General features: G+C 43.9%; 7 protein-coding genes. 2 read left to right on the forward strand and 5 right to left on the reverse strand.

Features of this window, described 5'->3' with window-relative positions; all coding sequences use genetic code 11:
• Positions 1-3: 3 nt before the first annotated feature.
• Positions 4-10,395 carry a DUF11 domain-containing protein gene (locus L0991_07725; GenBank protein XGB63869.1) on the reverse strand — a complete coding sequence of 3,464 codons (10,392 nt, stop codon included), beginning with the start codon at positions 10,393-10,395 and terminating at the stop codon, positions 4-6.
• A gap of 307 nt (positions 10,396-10,702) precedes the next feature.
• On the opposite strand from L0991_07725, the gene L0991_07730 reads away from it, so the two are divergent.
• Complete coding sequence (locus tag L0991_07730; GenBank protein ID XGB61337.1) at positions 10,703-12,562, forward strand: helix-turn-helix transcriptional regulator; 1,860 nt, start codon at positions 10,703-10,705, stop codon at positions 12,560-12,562.
• A gap of 69 nt (positions 12,563-12,631) precedes the next feature.
• Here L0991_07730 and L0991_07735 read toward each other — a convergent pair whose 3' ends face one another.
• Both L0991_07735 and L0991_07740 read right to left on the reverse strand, forming a co-directional pair.
• The gene (locus L0991_07735) at positions 12,632-15,013 is read right to left on the reverse strand and encodes a hypothetical protein (GenBank protein ID XGB61338.1); all 2,382 of its coding nucleotides are present in this window, start codon (positions 15,011-15,013) and stop codon (positions 12,632-12,634) included.
• Positions 15,014-15,021: 8 nt separating this feature from the next.
• Positions 15,022-17,370: a hypothetical protein gene (locus L0991_07740; protein XGB61339.1), complete on the reverse strand. Its 2,349-nt coding sequence runs from the start codon at positions 17,368-17,370 to the stop codon at positions 15,022-15,024.
• Positions 17,371-17,727: 357 nt separating this feature from the next.
• Between L0991_07740 and L0991_07745 the strand changes: the two genes are divergently transcribed.
• A complete protein-coding gene (locus L0991_07745) occupies positions 17,728-18,267 on the forward strand; it encodes an HD domain-containing protein (protein XGB61340.1) in 540 nt (179 codons plus the stop codon).
• 105 nt (positions 18,268-18,372) lie between these two features.
• Here the strand turns inward: L0991_07745 and L0991_07750 are convergent, their stop codons facing one another.
• Both L0991_07750 and pqiB read right to left on the reverse strand, forming a co-directional pair.
• Positions 18,373-18,900, reverse strand: a complete 528-nt coding sequence (locus L0991_07750) for an ABC-type transport auxiliary lipoprotein family protein (protein XGB61341.1) — start codon at positions 18,898-18,900, stop codon at positions 18,373-18,375.
• The gene (gene pqiB / locus L0991_07755) at positions 18,897-20,525 is read right to left on the reverse strand and encodes an intermembrane transport protein PqiB (protein ID XGB61342.1); all 1,629 of its coding nucleotides are present in this window, start codon (positions 20,523-20,525) and stop codon (positions 18,897-18,899) included. The genes L0991_07750 and pqiB overlap by 4 nt, the downstream gene beginning before the upstream one ends.

Here is a 20,525-nt window from a genome sequence, read left to right on the forward strand (position 1 = left end):
GGCCTACTGCTGTTCACTTTCTTGAGCTTTGCGATGCACGCTAAAGTTGAACTTGGTGAGCTTGTTCGGGGTAATTCGCAACACTTTCGGGTTTTCGCTCACCACCTCCATGGAGGTGGGTAACGAATCTGTGTCCAACTTCACGAGGAAGTTCTTACCTTTCTTATTGAGTACCCACTGGTCGGGCACGTGGTAACGACCGTACTGGTCTGTGTAAATAACGATTCCCTCAACCGTCATCAACTTAACGCCCGGAATACCATCTTCGTAAATACCTTTGTTCTCGATAACGATTTCCCACAGGTAATCCTCGCCATCGCGATACAGGTTTCTGGTTACGTTGAGGTTTTCCGCGCTCAGTCCCTTTTTCTTGTCCGATTCATGCTTAAATTGAATCTGACCTTGTGCATCAAACTCGATACGGGAGCCCGCATCGGTCGTGACATAGAAATCAAAGCTCTGCTGGGTGCGAGTCTTGAATTGAATCACCACTTTGCTGGTTTCTGGAAGCGTTCGATTTACTGAATGACCCCAAAGGTCACCCAGCTCCAAACCTTGCTCAAGTGCTGTGGTTATTGCGCCATCTTTAACAGCAATATCTTGTCCATCACGAATGATATGTGTTGAGTCGGCGACATAGCCTTGTTTTGCTAGGTTCGCGGTTAACTCCACATCAAAGGCTGTAGCGTCGGCTTGGAATCCATCTTTGTTGTGATCTTCAAACACCTTGCCGATGATCGAAGAAGTATCGAATACCTTGTCAGGTTCAACCGTCACTTTAGCAGTGTCTTCATTGGATACCGCCGAGCCATCCACTTTAGCGACAGCTGTGTTGATGTAATCACCAAAAGTGGCACCGACCGATACTCGTAATAAGTAACGAATACGCAGCTTCTCGCCCGGTTCAAAATTCAACGAGGTGAACATGAGCTTGCCGGTGTCTGACGGCTCTTGAGTGATCACTTGGTCATCTTGTGTACCAAACTCACCATCAATACCACTCAACACTATTTCTGAAGTATCCACGATGTATTTCAGGCCACCTGGGTAACGATCCTCTACAGTCACGTTCTTGAAGTACGATTCATTGTTGTTTTCAACGATGATCTCGTATTCAACCGCATCGCCGACTTGCGCCGTGTCTTGTAACGCAGATTTCGTTAGCTCAAGTACCCCAGAGTTATCTGGAATTTTCTTAATGTGATTAGTGACGCTGTCGCTGGTTTCGGTACCGTCCAATTCCGTCGCGGTGAAGGTGTTGGTGATGTCATCATCCAAGCCTTTGCCTAGCGTACCCACCACTTCAAATGCGAAGGCGTTACGCTTTTGAGACTTAAGGTTAACCGTGGTATCTAAGTCTGTACTTGATGGGAAGCTATGACGCTGAATCACTGCGCCCGTTTCATCAACTTCTACCCCTTCAATGGTCCAGTCGGTAAACACTTCGTTGCCAACGCTGTTCTTCAATTCACTGATTTCATCCGTTAGGCGAACGTTCGCAGCATTACCCAAGCCGTTATTAGTGACCGCTAAGTAGTAAATAACACTGTCGTCATCTTCGGTGTATTCAGGTTTATCAGAACGTTTTTCAACAACCAGATCAGCACCGACTGGAGGCAGGTTCAAAGCTGAGACTTGATTACCCGTTATCTGTTTAGATGCATCAGATTCCTTGGTGTTTTTCGAACGAGTACGTGCCGTTGAACTACCTGTTAAATCAAGGTAATAGCCAAAAACATCGATGTTGGTCAGCATGTCTTCGTTAACCGTCAAGATGAAGGTGTAATCAATCTTGCCACCCGGTGCGATGTCAACGACCGTGGCCAAATCTCTATCAACGTCAAAGGTACCCGGTTGCGTCTCTGCTCCTTCCCATGTCGCACTTAGGGTTCCTTTATCAAACGAGTTGCTATGTGAACCATCAATGTGGTCACCCATCGATTCTGCAAACTGAGTATAAAGCGCTACATCTTTGGCAATACCGCGACCAATGTTCTGTACGACTAAGTGATACTCAACCTCCTCACCCGGTACGTAATAAGGTGCGTCGGTAAAGAGCTCTGCTTGAACAACAGCCGCGACAGTATGAACTGGAGGACTGACCACATCACCCCCATCGACTTGTGCGGTGTTGACGATACGTCCCGTTGCCGTATCAACCACTGTACCTTTTGAGCGGAAAACGACCGTACCGTGTGGCGCAATATCAACACTGTATTCTGTTGGGCTGATTTGTTCGGCGGTTGTCCCTACAGTGGTTGATTCTACTACCATAGAAGTTGTGCCAGAAACAAAGGCTGGGCCTGTTGTATCGTCGTAATACTCAACTTCAATCGTACTCATGTCGTCGACAACACTGAGATCATTGATGTTGTTGTTTGAGGTATTCTGAATAGTGATCAGGAACTCTAATTCCTCACCCGGTACATATTCCGTCTGCACATTGGTTTTCGTTGCAACAAACTCAGAATCTTTCGGTGTCATTACTACTGTAGAATCTTGTTGAGTACCGTTATAGGTGATGGTCGCTGTATTACTAATATCACCAACAGCAGTTGTACGAATTAATGCTTCGACATGGAACGTCACGGTGCTTTGTGGCGCAATATCCATATTGGCGTCGATGTCTTCGCTTAACTCAAAGTTATCTGGGTTCACCACTGTGCGGTCATCACTCGCTTCAAAGCTGACTTCCCACATTAGGAATGCAGACTCTTTTGTCTCAGTCGTCGTGTCGACTTCAATACCGCTGATAATGTCTTGCAGTTGAACACCTGAAGCAAAAGCATCTGAACTATTGGTCACCGTAATTTCGTAATGGCTTAACTTTGTCACTTCATATGTAGGCGTATCGACCGTTTTTTTGATAGACAGCGTTGCTAGTACAGGTGTACTCGTCGCAGTATCATCAAACGTCGTGCCGTCGAAGGAGGCTGATGCCAAGTTCGTGATATCACCTGTTGCAAGTGGATTGGTTGTCACCTGAATCGTGAAAACAACGCTATCTTGAGGAGCAATATCTAACGTTTCGTTAAGATCTTCGCCACTCGTTGGAGCTGGCACTGGCGTCTCACCCGTTGTTGAGGCTGCCGAGATTTGGATTGAAGCAGGCTCAAAGGCGTGCGACGTTTCACCACCAGCAATTATGGTTTCAACAGACTGCAGCGCATCCTCAATGGCAACATCTTCTGCCCAGCCTAATCCGTTGTTTGTCACGGTCACTGTGTATTGCAGAATTTCTCCCGGAAGGTACTCCGCCTTATCAACCTCTTTTGTAATTTCGACTTGCGCATCTTCAGGAATGTAAGTCGCGTCTGCGGTGTATTCACCATCATCACCTTCAACTGTAACCACATTGGTGATCTCACCTTTGGCTTTGTCGTTTACGGTATTTGTCACAACAAATGAGTAGCTGTCACCAGGGTGAATGCTGTAAGTCGCGCGGTAACCTTGAACAGTATTGGACACATCTTTACGAGCGTTCAGTGCTGGGTCGCCACTTCCATCAAGTTGTTCATCACTGATGAGCCAGCTGCCAGTCAGCGCTTGCTCTTGATCTGGGCTATTCGCTACTTCTGTCATGATGGTATCGATGCGATCCGTCAGGATCTGATCCACAAGATAGCCTTCCCCAGTATTCGCGATGGTGATCTTGTATGAGATAGGTTGACCCGGTTGGTACTTAGCATCAGGTTCAGCTATCGGAGTTGCTTCTTTGGTTAGCACCAAGTTGCCCGATTTTGGAGTAATGTACCCCTCTCTTAGACGAATCATCTTTGAGTCGTCTAAACCATGTCGCAAATAAGCGGTATTGGTAAAACGACCTATTGCGTCATCACGAACCTTGCCTTCGATATGAATACGGACAAGCGTATGCTGATCACCGCCACCAGTGCCTGTGTCATCACGCCCTGAGATCTTGAGAGATTCGGCGGGCAGATTAATATCTGGGCTGTTTTGCCCTACTAGTTTATCTAGCTCTGAGAAGTCATTCGCATTTGGATCTAGAGGAGCAGAGTTAGCAAGAACCTCATAATCAACCGTCCACTGCGTGAGTGCCGTTTGCATCGAACCATCGACAGTTTCGACTTCAAAGCCACTGATCATGTCGCGAATTGAGAACAAGCCTGTGTCGACATCATCATTGGTAATGTCGATGTAGTAGTTAATCGTGCCGCCCGGTATGTACTCTGGTGTATAGGTCCACTTATCAACGAGAATGTTGGAGCGACCTGGGTTCAAGACGATGTCGTTAGTGTCATCGCCATTAACCTGCGCCGTATTGGTGATAGTGCCAGTTGCTGATGTTGAGACCTTACCTTTCACATCAAAAACAATACGCTGACCAGGACGAAGGTCGACCGTTGCATCTAACGGGACACTTCCGTTGTAATCACCCTGTACGTCATATGAACCCGCTGGTTCCTCCGCAATCGCTGTAGACCACTCAGAGAACGCATCATCACCATCTTCCGTTTTAATGGCATGAATGGCATCAATAACACTCACATCATTGGCGATACTGTCCCCCGTATTAGCAAGCGTTACTTGATACTCAACGTCTCCACGCGGCGCGTAGTTACATCCCTTTCCGTCACTCGAAGGCACGGTACAACCAACAGATTCACCATCGGTATAAACTAGGGTTTTGAAGTAATCGAGCTCAACCGCTTGTGGCGGGATCTTTTCAGATGTAGCAGATTCACCGTCTGCCGTTACTCGGTTAGCACTGATGGTGCCCAATGCGTCATCACGTATCACGCCGGTTGCTTTAAACGTCAGCACTTCACCTGCGGCGATATCTGCTTCGATGTTTAGATTGTGGTTTGCGTTGTAGTCCGGAACATAAGTATCAGCGTTAGCATCAATACCATTGCTTACTTCATGAGATATTTCGCTCGAAACAAACGCCGATTCTACGTCCCCGCCAATAACTTCGACTTGAACGTTGCTCATCACATCTTTGATATGCACATCATTAGCCCAACCATTTTCTGGGTTAGCCACGACAAATTCATACTCGACTTGGTCTCCCGGCAGGTAAGTGTCGCCATCAGAGAACGGTTTACCATTCACCGATACCACACGTTTAGAAACACTAATCTTGTTTTCAAGCGGCAGTAGATTCGCACTTCGAACACCGCCGTCGTAACTCGCTCTGTTGAGGATTTCACCTAATGCATCCTCGCGGATGACACCATGAATGATAAAAGTCAGGCTTTCTTGAGGTGCGATAACAATGTCGTTATCAATATCGACATCGTTGCCAGAAACAAAGTCAACCGCATCCGTAATAGAGCCAGCCGCTGCAGTTTTCTCTAGCTCCACTTCCCAGCCAGACAAAAATGGCTGCCCGACAGGGTCGCTGCCTGTTGATGAAGCATCTTCAGCAATACGCGTTTCAATCGCCGAAATGGTATCTTCTAGACGAGAGCCATACTCAGTGCCGTTACCTGTATTTTTAATCTGAACGCGGTAGTAAACCTCACTTTCACCAGGCGCTTGGGAGTAATGTTCTTTCTTACTCGATAGGCCAGAGTCGGAGTACACTTGCTTGCTGAATGCAATTTCGGGGTCTGACATTGACGCTGGCGGAGAAACGGCAATAAATTCATTTCCGTTGTCTTCGCCCATGTAAGCTCTGTTAGTGAACGAGCCTACTGCTTTTGGGCTAATCTTGGCTTTAATGACATAACGCACGAATGCGAGTGATCCTGAGCGACCAAAGTTGTCCGCGGATATATCAAAATGCGTATCAATTGGCTGGTTATCTCGAATCGAGTTATCAACATCAGGGTTTGAAATTCCAGAACCGTCTGAGAAGGTTTCAATAGTCCAGCTATCAAAGGCTGGGCCACGAGAACCATCAAAGTACTGTGTGTTAATTTGGTCGATGTCGTCACGTAAACTCATGTCATCAACGTGAGCGCTAGAAACGTTCTCTATTAAGATTTCATACTCAACGTATCCCCCAGGCATATAACTTGTCGCCCCTGGCATTGGATTATCATCAGCATCGTAGTAAGCGATGATGTTCTTCTCAAAATCGACTTTGCGCGCTTCTTGTTGGATGTTGTGAGAAATCGTATCGCCATCGACAGTCAACACATTCACGATACCGCCATTCGCTTTGTCGTTGATGGTCGCAACCACTCGATACTCAAGTGTCGCTCCCATCGGAATATCCGCTTGAAGATTGAGATTACTGTCCGTTGAGGTATAGACATTACCCGCGCCCGCGCCAGCATCTACGTAATCGGAATCGGTGCCTGAAGCGATGGATGTAATGGTCCAGCTTGAATACGCAGGCCCTGTCGAGCCATCTACGAGATCAACGGTGATGTCTTTTAGGTTGTCGACTATTGGAATGTCGTGAGCGTTACCTTTACCATCGTTCTCAACCACTAAATGATAAGTCACCGTTTTACCTGGTTCATAAACCACTTCATCGGTTGTTTTATCAAAATCCAAGTGGTAATCATCGGGCAGCACTACGGTATCTCGGTAATGAATATCACCCGTCGCATCAGGTCTAACGATACCCGTAACGGTGTAAGTCACGTCTTCCCCTGCGTCGATATCAATGGAAGTCACGATATCAGTATCGTTCTTAACATCACCGTCGTTTGTGCCATCGGTTGTTCCCGCATTTGCAGGGTCACTCTTCGCAACAGCTACCGTAAACTTATTCGTACCCGCCGCATCATCGAAGAACGGATTACCAAACGTACCGTCTTGAAGCTCAACTGAGATACCATTAATCAGTTCATTGACGTCAACATTGTTGCGGTAGCCATGACCATCCTGGGAGTTGTACTTGATGGTATAGGTCAGCTCATCACCCGGTGAGTATCGACTAATATTGGTTGAGCGAACCACACCACCATTGTTGTAAACTTGGTGGTTTTCAGCCACGGCACGTTTCGCATACTCACAGTCATTGGTACATCCAACATCACTGCTGTGGATCAGCACCGCTTCGTTTCGGATGATTCCAGCATCTCTATCAGCAACACCGCTGGACACCGCATTATCTTTAACTCGCGCTTTGATACGCACTGTCACGAAGTCTTTTGCAGGAATAGAAATCGGTAATTCGACATCTTTAGTCGTCGGTGAGCCAAATCCCGAACCAGTATCAACCGACCAATACTCAAACGGATTTTGAGCGAGAGAATCTTCGGCTTCACCATCTTTATCGTTAGCCAGTGTTGTGGTGATATCGTTCAGACGATCCATAAAAATAAGATCGGTTTCTTCGGTATCACTATTGTTGCCAATAACAATGGTATAAGTGAGATCTTCACCCGGAGTATAACGAACTACGTCCGTCGTTTTGGCCAGTGAAACGTTGATGTCATAGGCGCTGTTCGAGTTATCTATTTGTGCAGAAGAGCTGTGCTCACGGTCTGTGATCGGGTCATAAACATCAACACGGTTTGATACTTGGTCTTCTTCATAGTCAGACCTAACCACACCACTTACCTCATAGTGCACCCAGCCACCAGGAGTGATATCTACGTTAGTATCAATATCAGCATTGTCAGAGATATCACCGTAGCGCGATCCCGGTTTGTCTGTATTGGTTGTTCCGACAATCGTCCAGCTATCAAAAAAGTTAAGCGCTGAAATACTATCTTTTACCTGTGCATCATTAGCGTAACCAACGCCTCTGTTGTAGACGTAGATATCAAACGACGTTCGCTCACCGCCCACAAACTCTGCGCTTTGAGCGGTTTTATCAACCACAAGATTTGGCTCACTTGGGTGAGTACGAACAGTATCCGATAGGTTAGTATCTGGGCCTGTTACCTTAGCGGTATTGCTGAACGCCCCCCATAGGATTTCAGTGTCATCACTTCGGTCAAGCTGTCCAACAATGGTGTAGGTGATAGAAGCGCCGGGAGGGATTTGTGCCGTAGCATTAAGGTCATTATTATCCGAAAAGTCACCAGGGTCGGTTACGGCTAGCACCCAAGGAGAGGCCGCCTCTTTTTGAGCGCTGATCGTCCAAGATGAAAATACCGGCTTGGTCTCACCCGGCTCATGAAGAAGCTCAGCCTCTATCGTGCTGATTTCATCTTTAACGTTAATATTAGATGCAAAACCATTCCCTTCCGGGTTGCTCACCTTAATCGTATAGGTGATTTCGGTCGTCGTGTCAGTATAGGCATTTTGCTCATTATGCCCATCTACACGCTTGTCCAGAGTGAGGTAATAATCACGTGGATAAGCTCCTCTATCGGAGTAAAGCACGCTGTCTACCGTCACTTCATTTCGAATCTCATCATCGGCAATTGGGTTTACGACCGCCGCAATGCTATAAATAATCTTATCGTGTGGGGCTAACTTAGCCTTCTCATCTAAGATCACTTTATTATTTTGATTGCCTTCAATTTGACCAGTAAAGCCAGGATCACTGTTTGTCGAGATAGAGCCATCAGAAGCATAAGATTTCGCCGTAATAACCCAGCTCAAATACGCTTTAGTCGGCGTATCGTTAATAGACTGAGTCATGATAGAGACTAAATCATCATAAACTGGCACATCAATCGCGTAGCCGTCACCGTTATTCTCTACTGTGATATCATAATTTAGTGTGCCACCAGCTGAGTAGTAACGAGAATCCACTTCCTTTTGGACTTTTAATTTCGAGTTTGGCATTTGGACACCAGAACCCGACTCGCTTAGGTTATCGCCCAAACACAAGCCGGCATCCGTACCATCATCAACAATTTGACCCACGCTGGTGTCAGCCACTCTTGCGGTCAATTTATAATGAACGACACCTTCAGGCGCGAGATCGAGTTTTAAATTGATGTCGTCAGTCGTCCACGCACCATAGTTAAACGAACCATAATTTGTGCCGTCACCACTACGATCACTCACCTCCAGTTTCCACTCAGAGAATGCTGAACCCAGGCTGCCATCCGTTTGCTTTGTCACGATACAAGCAAATTTATCGACAACTTCAATATCGTTCGCGAAGAACTCAGAATCCTTGTTCGAAACAACAATGTCGTAAACCACTTCATTCTGACCAGATACCCCTGGTACATACGTAGTGTCAGTCGTTTTCTTATTACGAGTAATTTGGCTCGATGAAGAGTGGATGACTTCTTTAGTGTCTAAAGGATTTGTTAACACGTCACCAGAATCTGCCGTGCCATCTGCATCCACTACACGTGCGATAACCTCAGGAATGGCACCAATGGAAACTGGGCTTACATCAACCTCCACTGAGTAAAGGATTTGCTCACCTGGATAAATTGAGGCGACATCATCCAACGATTTATTAGATTCAACGCCACTATCTGCTAATTCAGAGCGGCTGTTGGAACCTAGAGTAATAACTTGGTTGGTCCAAGACTCATACGGGTTGCCAGTTGTGTCGTCAGCGTTCTTGTCGCTCCCAAGGTCGTTACCTAAGTCGGTCTTGAGATCTTCCAAAAACTGCTGAACAGAATAGTGATAAGCAATACCGGAGTTTTCTTGGTTGGTTACCTTGACCGTGTAAGAAAACTTGTCATCAACCAAGTAACTGTCTGATTGATTTAAGGTATGGGTAAGAGAGACGTTTGGCGCAGTAGGCGGCGTGGTTAACACATCAGCAGAAACCAAAGCATCACGAGTTTCAGCTGTCACATCGCTACTAACAATATCGCCGACTAAATTGTCGGCAACGGTAGCTTCGATGGTGTAAGTAATAGAACCGCCGATATCTATCGAGGCATCACTGACAACTAAATTCCCTGATGAGCTAAATGTCCCGGCGTCACTTTCGTCCCCTTCAACAGAAGCCGAATTCACGTTGGCAGTAAAAGCCGGTTCAAGTGCACCTTCGATATTCAGCGCCTTGATGTCAGCAATAGCATCTTGAACGTCAATCGCTTTAATAACAGTGTCACCGGTATTCGACACCTTGATGGTATAGGTAAGCTCATCATTCAGTTGGTAGTGAGTCTTATCAACTGACACCGTAATGTCGTGTTCATATAGGCCTCGTTGAATGGATTCTGTATTTGAATCCACCGAATCCAACAGTCCAGAACTCGCCGTCGCAAAGTTGTCAATCGTTCCTGCAGCCTCATCAGAAACCATTGCAGACATTGTGTAGGTCACCGAACCACCTGCGGCAACACGCACGCCAGATGCTTCTAGGTTTCCGAAACGATTAAACGTGCCCGCTGATGAAAGCACCGTCGAATGCGCTTGGATAGTAGCCTGAGTAAACGCGTTGACACTCTTGCCTTGGTCATCTGTCGTCAGAATATTGAGTAGCTCATCTTTAACGTCAAAGTCACTAATGGCTTTGTCTGACCCATTCGTTAAAACAAGCGTGTAAACCACCTCTTGTCCATTGTCATAAGATGCACTGTCTACGGACAGATCCATTTTTAGCCCTGTAGTATCAGCTTGGGCGGAGAATGGGATCAATAAAATAGATAAGAAAAAGGCAAGGTTGTATCTGAACATTAACGCGCACTTCACAGTAGATTGACAAGTCTCCAGGCTAGATGCCATAGATTTGACGTCACTATTTTGGCATTTCGCCTTTTTAGGGACATGCGCAACATACAGATCAATCAACCCAAACAATTAACATCCGTAAAAAACAAATTACTGAGGATGTTAAATAGAGAGTTTGATGTCTAAATTAGAATCGAGACATTGAGTTAATTATCAGAAGGTTAATGTTTTAATGAGTGAGTTTTCACAGTTGTTACGTAACTTCAGAAAGGAACTTCAATTTACACAAACAGAGTTTGCAACCTACTTAAATCAGCTGGACGATGAATTTAATGCGGTTGACGTCGTAACGATAAATCGTTGGGAAAACAATAAGGTAAAGCCAAGTACATACAAAGCACTCAAGATCTTACAGTACCTTGGTGGAGATTTGTTTGAGACAATAAAGAGCTTCAAGTCCGAACAAGAAGATACGCTAATCGAAACGTTTTTTAACGAATCCCATGGCTCATTTCAAAGTCGAATTTCAGCTCTAGCAGGCCTCAATAAAAAACAAGGCCAACGCAGTTTTAAGTCACTGCCTTTAATGTCAGAGCCGTGTGACACTAGCGTTATCGACAGAATCAAACTACTTTCTAAATTCACAAAAGTCGACATTTCGCCACTGGACCAAATTGATTTATATCTCTATTACTGTGAGAAAAAAGCACATGGTCACAAGCTCATCAATACAGATGGTGACATTGTGAGCCACAACGTAGGCTTTTTCTTTGAAGACCATCAATTTGAGATATTAAAAACTCAAGAGCTAGATCTCAGACTTGCCTGCTCTTTAAATTCAGGCAAAAGCATAAATTATTTTAATATAAGCTCACACTCAGAGACAAAAGATCATGTTATTGAGCATATAGTTTCAGATATACAGTTACTTTCTCAGAACAAAAATATTAAAAAGTATTCTGTTTTAGTAAAAGATCCCAACATGATGAAACTCTTGAAGGGCCTAGGATTTGAAGTATTTAAATTTTCTGAACCTTCTGCTAAAAAATGTAATATCACATTCAAAGATAAACATTATGGCTACTGTATATTAACGATTGATAAAATAGACTATCTGACGAATCGGAACGTAATGTCACTAATCAAAGATGAATACTCTACCATGATGAAATTTCCGAAATTACTTCGCGAAGCGCGCAAGAAATTGAAGTTAACGCAAAAGGATTTTGCAGCATACATTAATCACTTAGATGATGAATTCAGCTCTGTAGATGTCGTAACGATAAATCGATGGGAAAATAGCAAAGTAAAGCCAAGTAACTACAAAGCCCTAAAGCTATTGGACTGCCTTGGTCTAGACTTGTATACAACGTTGAAGTCTTTTGATTCCGAAGATAACGAAGACACTGCACTACTTGAAGATTTCCTGAGTGAACGGTTTTTTTCATTTCAAAGCCGAATATCATCTATCACTAAAGGGGATATTGAAGAAGGCTGCAACTGTAAGATCATGCCATTGATGACAGATCAGAATGACAAAACAGTAATTGATAGAATAAAGCTGATTTCGCAATATACAAAGGTGGACCCTTCACCTCTTGAGACTATCGATCTGTTTCTCTATTACAGTGAAAAAAAGGCGCATGGCAGAAAATTGATCGATGTTAATGGCGATATTGTTAGTCATAGCTTGGGTTTTTTCTTCAATGAAGAGGTATTCGAGCAATACAAAAATAAGCGCCTACATCTCAAGCAAGCCTGCTCTTTAGATTCTAATCATAACTTAAATTACATTGTGGTTAGTGGTCACTCTGAGAAACGCGAACAATCTATTGCGAACCTGATTTCCGATATGAAGCTTCTTGCAAGAAATACGAAGATCAAGAAGTTCTCTATGATGATCAAGAATCCAAATGCATTGGATCTAATGAAAAAACTTGGATTTGAAATCTATAAATTCTCAGAGCCAACAGAAGAAGCCTCTAACATTGCGTTTAAAAACAAATCATACACATACTGTATTCTAACGATTGATAAAATAGAGCTACTTAGCAATAAGCATGTTATTGCATTTATTAATAAGTACGGTTAATTTTCAATAAGCGTAAATTATAAGAAAGCCACCTTATCAACGGTGGCTTTTTTTAACTTATATAAACATTTACCTATCTTGAATCGAAAGATAGGTAATATATGCAATCACGCCATCGGCATCAGTTGAAGAAGCTCCCCCTGAGAACCCCAAGTAATAAAATTTATTCAGATCAATAGGTGTTGATTCCAAAGTCACATCAACTGAGCGTACCCAATTTTCTCTATTACTATCTAATGTATAATAAACTCGGATACGGCCTTCATCATTTACGATTCTATAGTGAACGACACGTTCACTATGATGAGGCTGATCACCTTCGGCAACCACTCCATCACTTGTTGAGACTGTAATGTTGTTATAGTAATAGCCGAAAGCGAATTTTAAATAACGATTATCACCAGCAGGTACTCCAGCAGTGCCAACACTATTGTTAGCCCCCCAACTGCATGAACCATATATTTCTTCATCACACCAAGAATTGACATCTGGAGCTACGGAACTTACTTGCTGTAGCACGACATTAACGGCACCAGCATTAGCTTTTGTAGCCTTTGTTCGGTCTACAGTAAACACAATGTCAAACGAAGACCCCATGAAATTATTTCGAGATATAGATGTTATATATTGGTCATGCTCACCTAAACTTATCATTGTTCCTTCACTGCTAATAATCGGTTCATACATGTCTAGCTCTTTAGCACCCAGCACTTTAGAAACATTCCAATCATCAGGTTCGGTTGGATCGTAGCCACCGATTTCTAGTGTAACAGGCACAAAATTAGCACTTTCACCGTGCTGAGCCATGACTTTATCTTCATAGCCGCCTGTAAACTCAAAAATCGCAGTCGCAACCCCATCAGTACTAGTTTCAGAAGAAGATTCTGATTGATCATTCTGAACTCCAAACCCGCCATTACCTTTAGTTCCCCAAAAAACAACGTCCTGATAAGGCGCTGGATTACCATCTGGGTCTAATAATATCGCAGAGATGAACCGAGTTGTGCTGCGTCCATCCCCGCTATCATCGCTCGTCATATCAGCAACTGTAAAATCTTGAACCTTACCCTCCAAGTACACACATGTTGCATAACCGGAACCAGAAGAAGTATCGCCATTACTATAAGCACCATTCACCAAACTAACTAGAGATGCCTCATTGCTTAAAGTTTTATCAACGGTCCAATAAGGTGTCGATGTAGGCCAATTGTGCTTCGCAAATGGTAGTTCAATAGCTAGCGCTTCCAATTCCCGCGTTAACGGCAAACGCCCACTACGGTGCTCACAATAGGATTTGGCTTGTTCCCAGCTCATTTGCACTATCTGCGCATGTTTTGGGCCTTGAGAACCATCTTCAACACATACATTGATATAATCTTCGTTGACGTAATCCGCCATGGCTTTTGACATTGGCGCTAAAAATGTAGCATCACCATTAATCACATCATCGAACACCGTAATATCTTCCCAGTCTTGAACTAAGTCGAAGTCAGGCTCTACCTCAATATAAACTTGCCCTACCGCATAACCGCCACGACCGTCCGTGACTGTATAAGCAACCTCATGTGGTCCTGGTTCAGACGACTGAAACGTAAATGTGTGTTCTGTGGTTGAAGTGATCTCCGTTTCAGCGTTATAGGCTCTTACAGAATCTAAAAACACACTGTCTTCTACATCCGACACATAATCTGTTAGGTCGATTTCAACCGACATACCTTTGGCAAGCTTACCTTCTCGAACATAATCATTCGCAACGGGTGGCGTATTTCCAATGTCAGAAACCGCCACATCAATATTTCCTAGCTTGGTTGCCGTACCATCAGTCATTGAGTACATAATTCGAGTAACACCAATATCTGTTGGTGTATAAGTAATCGTATTGTCCAATGAGTCCACTTCAACGGAACCAGAACCTAACAACGTAATTTCGTCGGACACCGTATAAATAGAAGTATCTAGTTCGCTTTCTAGCTCTTCAGACAAATCAATTATGATTGTTGATTCAACGTTAGTCGTCTCAGACAAATTTGGTAGCGTATTATTTTCTGCCGTTTCAGAAACAGACACCCTCGCAAGCGATGACGCTTGACCAACGTATGTATCTTGCGCGACAGGTTCAGCTATATATTCGAATTGGCATTCGCCAACCTGATCCGACAAAGTTGTGAATGTCATACCATCAATCGAAGTTACCTCACAATCAACACCGTTACCGACTTGCTCGACGGAAGTTAAGCGAAAATCGATATCTGAACTAACATGAACAGTGGTATCAGATTCCATATTGACGAGTGCTTTTGATTGAACGACAGAGGCTTCAATCGACACCACTGATGGCGAAGTTGGCTGCATCGGTTGTGAATCAGAGTCAGAATCACCAGATCCTCCACCGCAGCCCAATAGCATTGAAGTTCCAACCGTCAATAACATTTCTCTATATAGTTTCAACACAAACGCTCCTATAGATATGCGGCAAAATTAGCTGTCACAACATAAGCTTCAACATCTTCATAATTCGTTGAACCTCCAGCGCCAACCCAATAAGGCTTGTTCGGATCTATCACGCCCCAATCAAAAGGAACGACAAAGTCAGGTTCTGCAGGTCTTACCGCTGTAGATGATGAATAGTGATAGAGGCGCTCTCCTTTCTTTTGAAACCACAAGTACCTATCGACATATTGAACATCGGCATTTGTAGCCCCAACAAAATTGTTAAAGCCCAAGTAAAAATTGAATTCATTCTTAAAAAAGTGAGTAACAATATTGAACGTATCGTCCGTCAAAGGCGCTCCAGGCTGCGATCTAGTTACGTCATACCAACTCGTATTCGGCATGTTTCCCTGCTGTTGTATAAAAAACGAAGTAGCGCCATGAGTCACATTTCCGAGATTTCGGATGTGCAGAGACATAATGAAATCATTGCCATCGAAGCTCTCTTTATAAACCGAGCTGCTGCCCATACCATCTGGTGAGCTATATGAAAACAACACAGGGAGGCCATTTTCTCCAATTTCAGGTAATGACAGACCATATCGAATATCAACATGATTCCACTTAGTCGGTTCTTTGGTATCAAGAGAGGATGCCCCCTCGTCCGGTAAGAATGGGTACAACTCGTTAATAGAGCTGACTTTTAGCGATATCACAGATTTATTGAAGGCCGTATCAAAGTAACTCACTTGTGCCAGACCACTTTCATTTAAAGTGAGATGCTCGGAAGATAGCCCCGAATCAAAAACTCCGTTTTCATCCATGGCTTCTAACTCTATGTCCTGAAAGACACCCATTCCACCATCCGGATGGGTTACAGCAATCTGGTATTTATACTCATTTCCAGAAGCTGAGATTAATTCTACGACCGAAGAAAAGTCACTCACACGCGGGTTGCTCAAATCAACACAAGTCGTATACATACCAACAGTTTTTGACTGGTTACCAATGGATCCGTCATTTAAGTGAACAGTGGCAGCATTCGTTTCACTAACATTTTCCGCAGTCCAATACTTCTTGCTTGTTGGCCAATTGTGGTTGGTGAAGGCGCTGGTTTCATTGGTAACGAGCGTTTCAAGTTCACGTTGAAGGGGTAAACGACCGCCTCGTACTTTGCAGTACTGACGAGCTTGATCAAGCGTTTGAGTTACAATTTCGGCATCTTTCAAACCTTGTGTACCATCTTCTACAAACGTTCCGGTATAAGAGGCATTGATGTAATCGGCATACACTTTGGTCATTGGTGCGAAAAAGCGAATATCTGAACTGATCACAGGGTCGTGAGTAACAATGTCTTCCCAATCTTGAATCAAGGAGAAATCGGGTTCGACTTCTATTCGAGCCACTCCAGTCGTGTAGCCTCCCATGTGGTCACTTACTGTGTATGCCACATCGTGAGGACCAGGCTCTGTAGAAGAGAACTCAAACTTGGTGTTGGATACATTGGCTGGCTCGTAAAGTGATGTTGTTGAATTGAAGTCCTGCACGCCGATAAGTTGGATATCATCGCCATCCACGTCTGAAATATAATCGGTTACATCCACCACAACGCTTTCACCCAATAATGCTAAATCACTAAAGGCGAAATCTTCTGCTGTGGGTGCGTTATTGTAGGTATCTTCCGAAGTTGCAATTGACAGCGAGCCTTGTTGAATCGACTCACCATTTTGGTAACTGTAATACACCTCAGTCTGGCCTTTGGCCGTTGGCGTAAATTCAATCTGATGCTTACCAAAGACGCGAGCTGTACCTGAACCTAAGCTGATAACTCTATCTTGTAGTACAAAGTCATCACTTGGTAACGATGAACCTAGCTCACTCTCTAGATCAACAACAACCATCTGTGATTCGAAGGTTGATGCTGTAATTCGAGGAAGTGTGGTAGACGCATAATTTTGTCCCATCGCAACACGAGCGTATGAAGTTGCCATTGAAGTGCCGGTTGCTGTCGTTACTTGATACTCATACAAGCAGTCGTTCACATCTGACGAATAGACATTGAAACTGTCTTCATTAACGCCTTTTACTTGGCATGTCTCACCGGATAGAGAACGAACATTAGTCAGAACGAAATCTTGGTTATTTGATGTATGTACACGCTCTGTAAGATCGATAGTCAAGCTTTGAGAGACCAACGAGTATTCTTGAATATCTTGCGCACTAATAGAGGCGGACTCTGTTGGAGATACAATAATATCTTGATCTCCGCTGGAGTTTGACTCACTACCACAACCGACTAGCGACATCGCTAAGCCGACCGAGATAAACACATTTCGTGTCGAATTCCGTTTCAACAATTCGCCGTTGAATAGGTACATTAGAAGCACTCTGGTTAATGAAGTTAAGGCGTATTGTGAACTCAGCCCCAATTTCACTCCATTAAATAGCTATGATTCATTATTAAAAATTAAACCATTGAATATTATAGTTATTAATTTAAAATTTATTGCTACATGAACTTCTAAATTTTTCTAAACATGCAGATTAAAGCGAATACAGAGTGTTTAATAAACATTCAATCACATTAAGTTAACTACTCCTCCCACCATCTCCATACTGCCTGTCTCTCTCTCATTGATACAGCAGATACCATGAACAACATCAAGATTGAACGCGTGTATAAACTCGCGCTTGGACACAAATACTCCCTCGATGCTCTAAGGTTATTACAACCTATGCGCAAGCACTCGATGGAGACCTATCAACACACATTAAGGGTTGCGTTATTCTCTTACTCATTCGGCCTCTATCTAGGGTTCGGGAAAGACCAGTTGGAGCTCATTTTTGATGCAGCTCTTGTCCATGATTTAGGTAAGCTCAAAACACCTGACGCGGTACTTCATAAGTCCGGAAAACTTACCCCCATAGAACGCCAAGTGATGAACAAACACGTTCAAGAATCTTACTCAATGACACAAGATGTGAGTGAATTAGAAGTGGCGTCTATTTTGGGGTCGTTACATCACGAACGATGGGACGGAAACGGCTATCCTTTGCGTCTAAAGGGCTCTGAAATTCCGTTGATTGGGCAGGTACTCGCGCTTGTTGATACATGGGATGCCATGACCTCTGATAGAGCTTATAGAAAAGGCATGTCTGTCGAAAAGGCACTACGCATTTTGTTTGAGGAGAGGTTGAAAGGACAGTTCAACCCACTTCTGGTCGACAGGTTTATCACCTTCGTTACCAATTCATCCCTTATTGAAACGGCGTAACAGCCTAGTACATCTGAGGAAGTATATGTGTAGAACCAAACAACAAAAGTCCGCGTTATTGACCAACTACAGATGATCGATAACACGGATTTTTAAAACAAACACTTAGTGTTTTTGTTGATGAGCGCTTTGGGTTAATTGCGACTGTATATCTGCGAGCACCTCATCCAGCCCTTTCCCAAGAGCTTCAACAAGCGATTCATACCCCGACTCTTTTAATGGCGTATTAGATTCAAATTCCGCTCGAGCTAATTCCACGTCTTGCTCACTCAGTACCCAAGTTCCTTTTACTTCTGCATTGCCAGTGTAAGAACCATTGAACTGCTCGAAAGTAATAATCAACTCTTTATCCGACTCCCCTGATGCATCGGAAGAGTCAATACGCTCTTCAAGTAACCCTTCTAGGTTCTCGGCCCAAACATGTTTACGCGCAGAAACCAGTTCATTTTCAGACTTGCGATACGCAATGCCGATGGTGTCGAGATAATCAGGTAAGTCGACTCGAGTTTTTACCTTGAATATGGGCTTATCTAGCGTACTTTCTGGTAGAAGATAAGCATGAGTGCCATCAGTGGGAGAAGAGCACCCTAAAAGCCCGAACGCTACAATCAGTGATATAAATAGTTTTCTCATTGTTCAACTCCCTTAACTGGAATCGGGTCTTCTTCCACATCGCTACCAAATACCAACGCATTGGGTTTGTCGTTTAAAACTTTGATCAACGGGCGAATTTCTTTTAGCACATGCTCTAACTCTTCAGAGGCACTAATGAGCTGTTTATAAGCATCTGAGTCTTCATCATAGCTATCTAACGTCGCTTCAAGCTGCTTCATGGTTTCACTGATATCTTGTGGCAAGGCTTTAGCACCCTCGCTATCAAGTAATTCATCCATACTCTTCAAGGTGCTGTCTAACGAAGCCAGTGAACCATTTAGATTAGCGATGGTGGCATCCAGTGGAAGCTCATTGATCTTATCAAGGAAATCGGTGATCTGTTTTTGAATCTCCGTTAAACCACCAGCGACAACAGGGAACACAGGGTAACCATCAAACTCTCTTGGTTCGTAAGGCTCTTCGTCCTCATAAAAATTAATATCGACAAACAGTGCCCCGGTGAGAAGGTTACCCGTTTTTAAGGTCGCTCTTAACCCCTCTCCCATCTGCAATTTGACGCGCTCAGCAAAGGTTTTAGCATTCACGGCTCTGAAGACTTCAGAAACTCGCTCAATTTCGAGTTTAATAAGAATAGGAATACGGTTCGAAACCTTGCCATCTTTGTCCATACGTATCTGCAACGGCACGGTATCCACGGTACCAATTCGCACCCCTCGATACTCAACCGGTGCACCTTTTCTTAAGCCGCGGACTGACTCTTCGAACAGCAATACGTAATCTAAAGACTTGGTGTATTTGCCCTGCAATACCGCGTCGTAATTATCATAAAGCGTGTACTCTTTTAGATTCTCTTTGATTTGAGCGCCCGGTTTAATGCTCTCGGCCACATCAAAACTTACGCCCCCTGTCAGAATACTCTCAATCGAAGCAAAGTTGACATCTAAGCCGTTGGCACCAAATCTCACATCAATGCCTGAAGAGAGCCAAAACTGTGTTTTTTCGAAGATAAGCCCATCATAAGGAGCAAAGATGAACAGTTGGTATTTGCCCTCTTTCTTTTGATAGTCGAAACTGGTTTTTTCTACTCGCCCTACCACAAAGCCATGGTGCAAAACTGGTTCACCAACTGCGAGTTGATTCGCTTTATTGTGGGAGACAACAACCCTGATACCTTTGGTGTCTGGTCCCGCTACTGGAGGTGTATCCAACACATCAAACCTCAATTGGGCTTCACTCGATTTACCCGGTTTGAGCTCAATGTACGAACCCGACAAAATAGTCTCAAGACCGCTAATGCCGTCAGTACCTATATGCGGTTCCACTACCCAAAACTGGGTTTCAGCATTGATCATACGTGAAGCTTTCTTGTCTATTTGAGCTTTTGCAATGATGTATTCATAGTCCTCACTCAGAGCGACATCGGTAATAGTACCTACATGCACATTCTTAGATTTTATCGCCGTTTTACCCGCTTCAATACCAGACGCATCCGGTAAGATCAGAGTGATCTCTGGCCCACGATTATTGAAGTATTGAAATAACATCCAACACCCCACCAAAACCGCAATGATTGGCACAATCCAAACGGGCGACAACTCACTTTTTTTTGATACCTTCGCATCTGAAGTACTTTGCTTTTCCAT

Origin of the sequence: Vibrio chagasii, from assembly GCA_041879415.1 — a bacterium.
GTDB lineage: Bacteria > Pseudomonadota > Gammaproteobacteria > Enterobacterales > Vibrionaceae > Vibrio.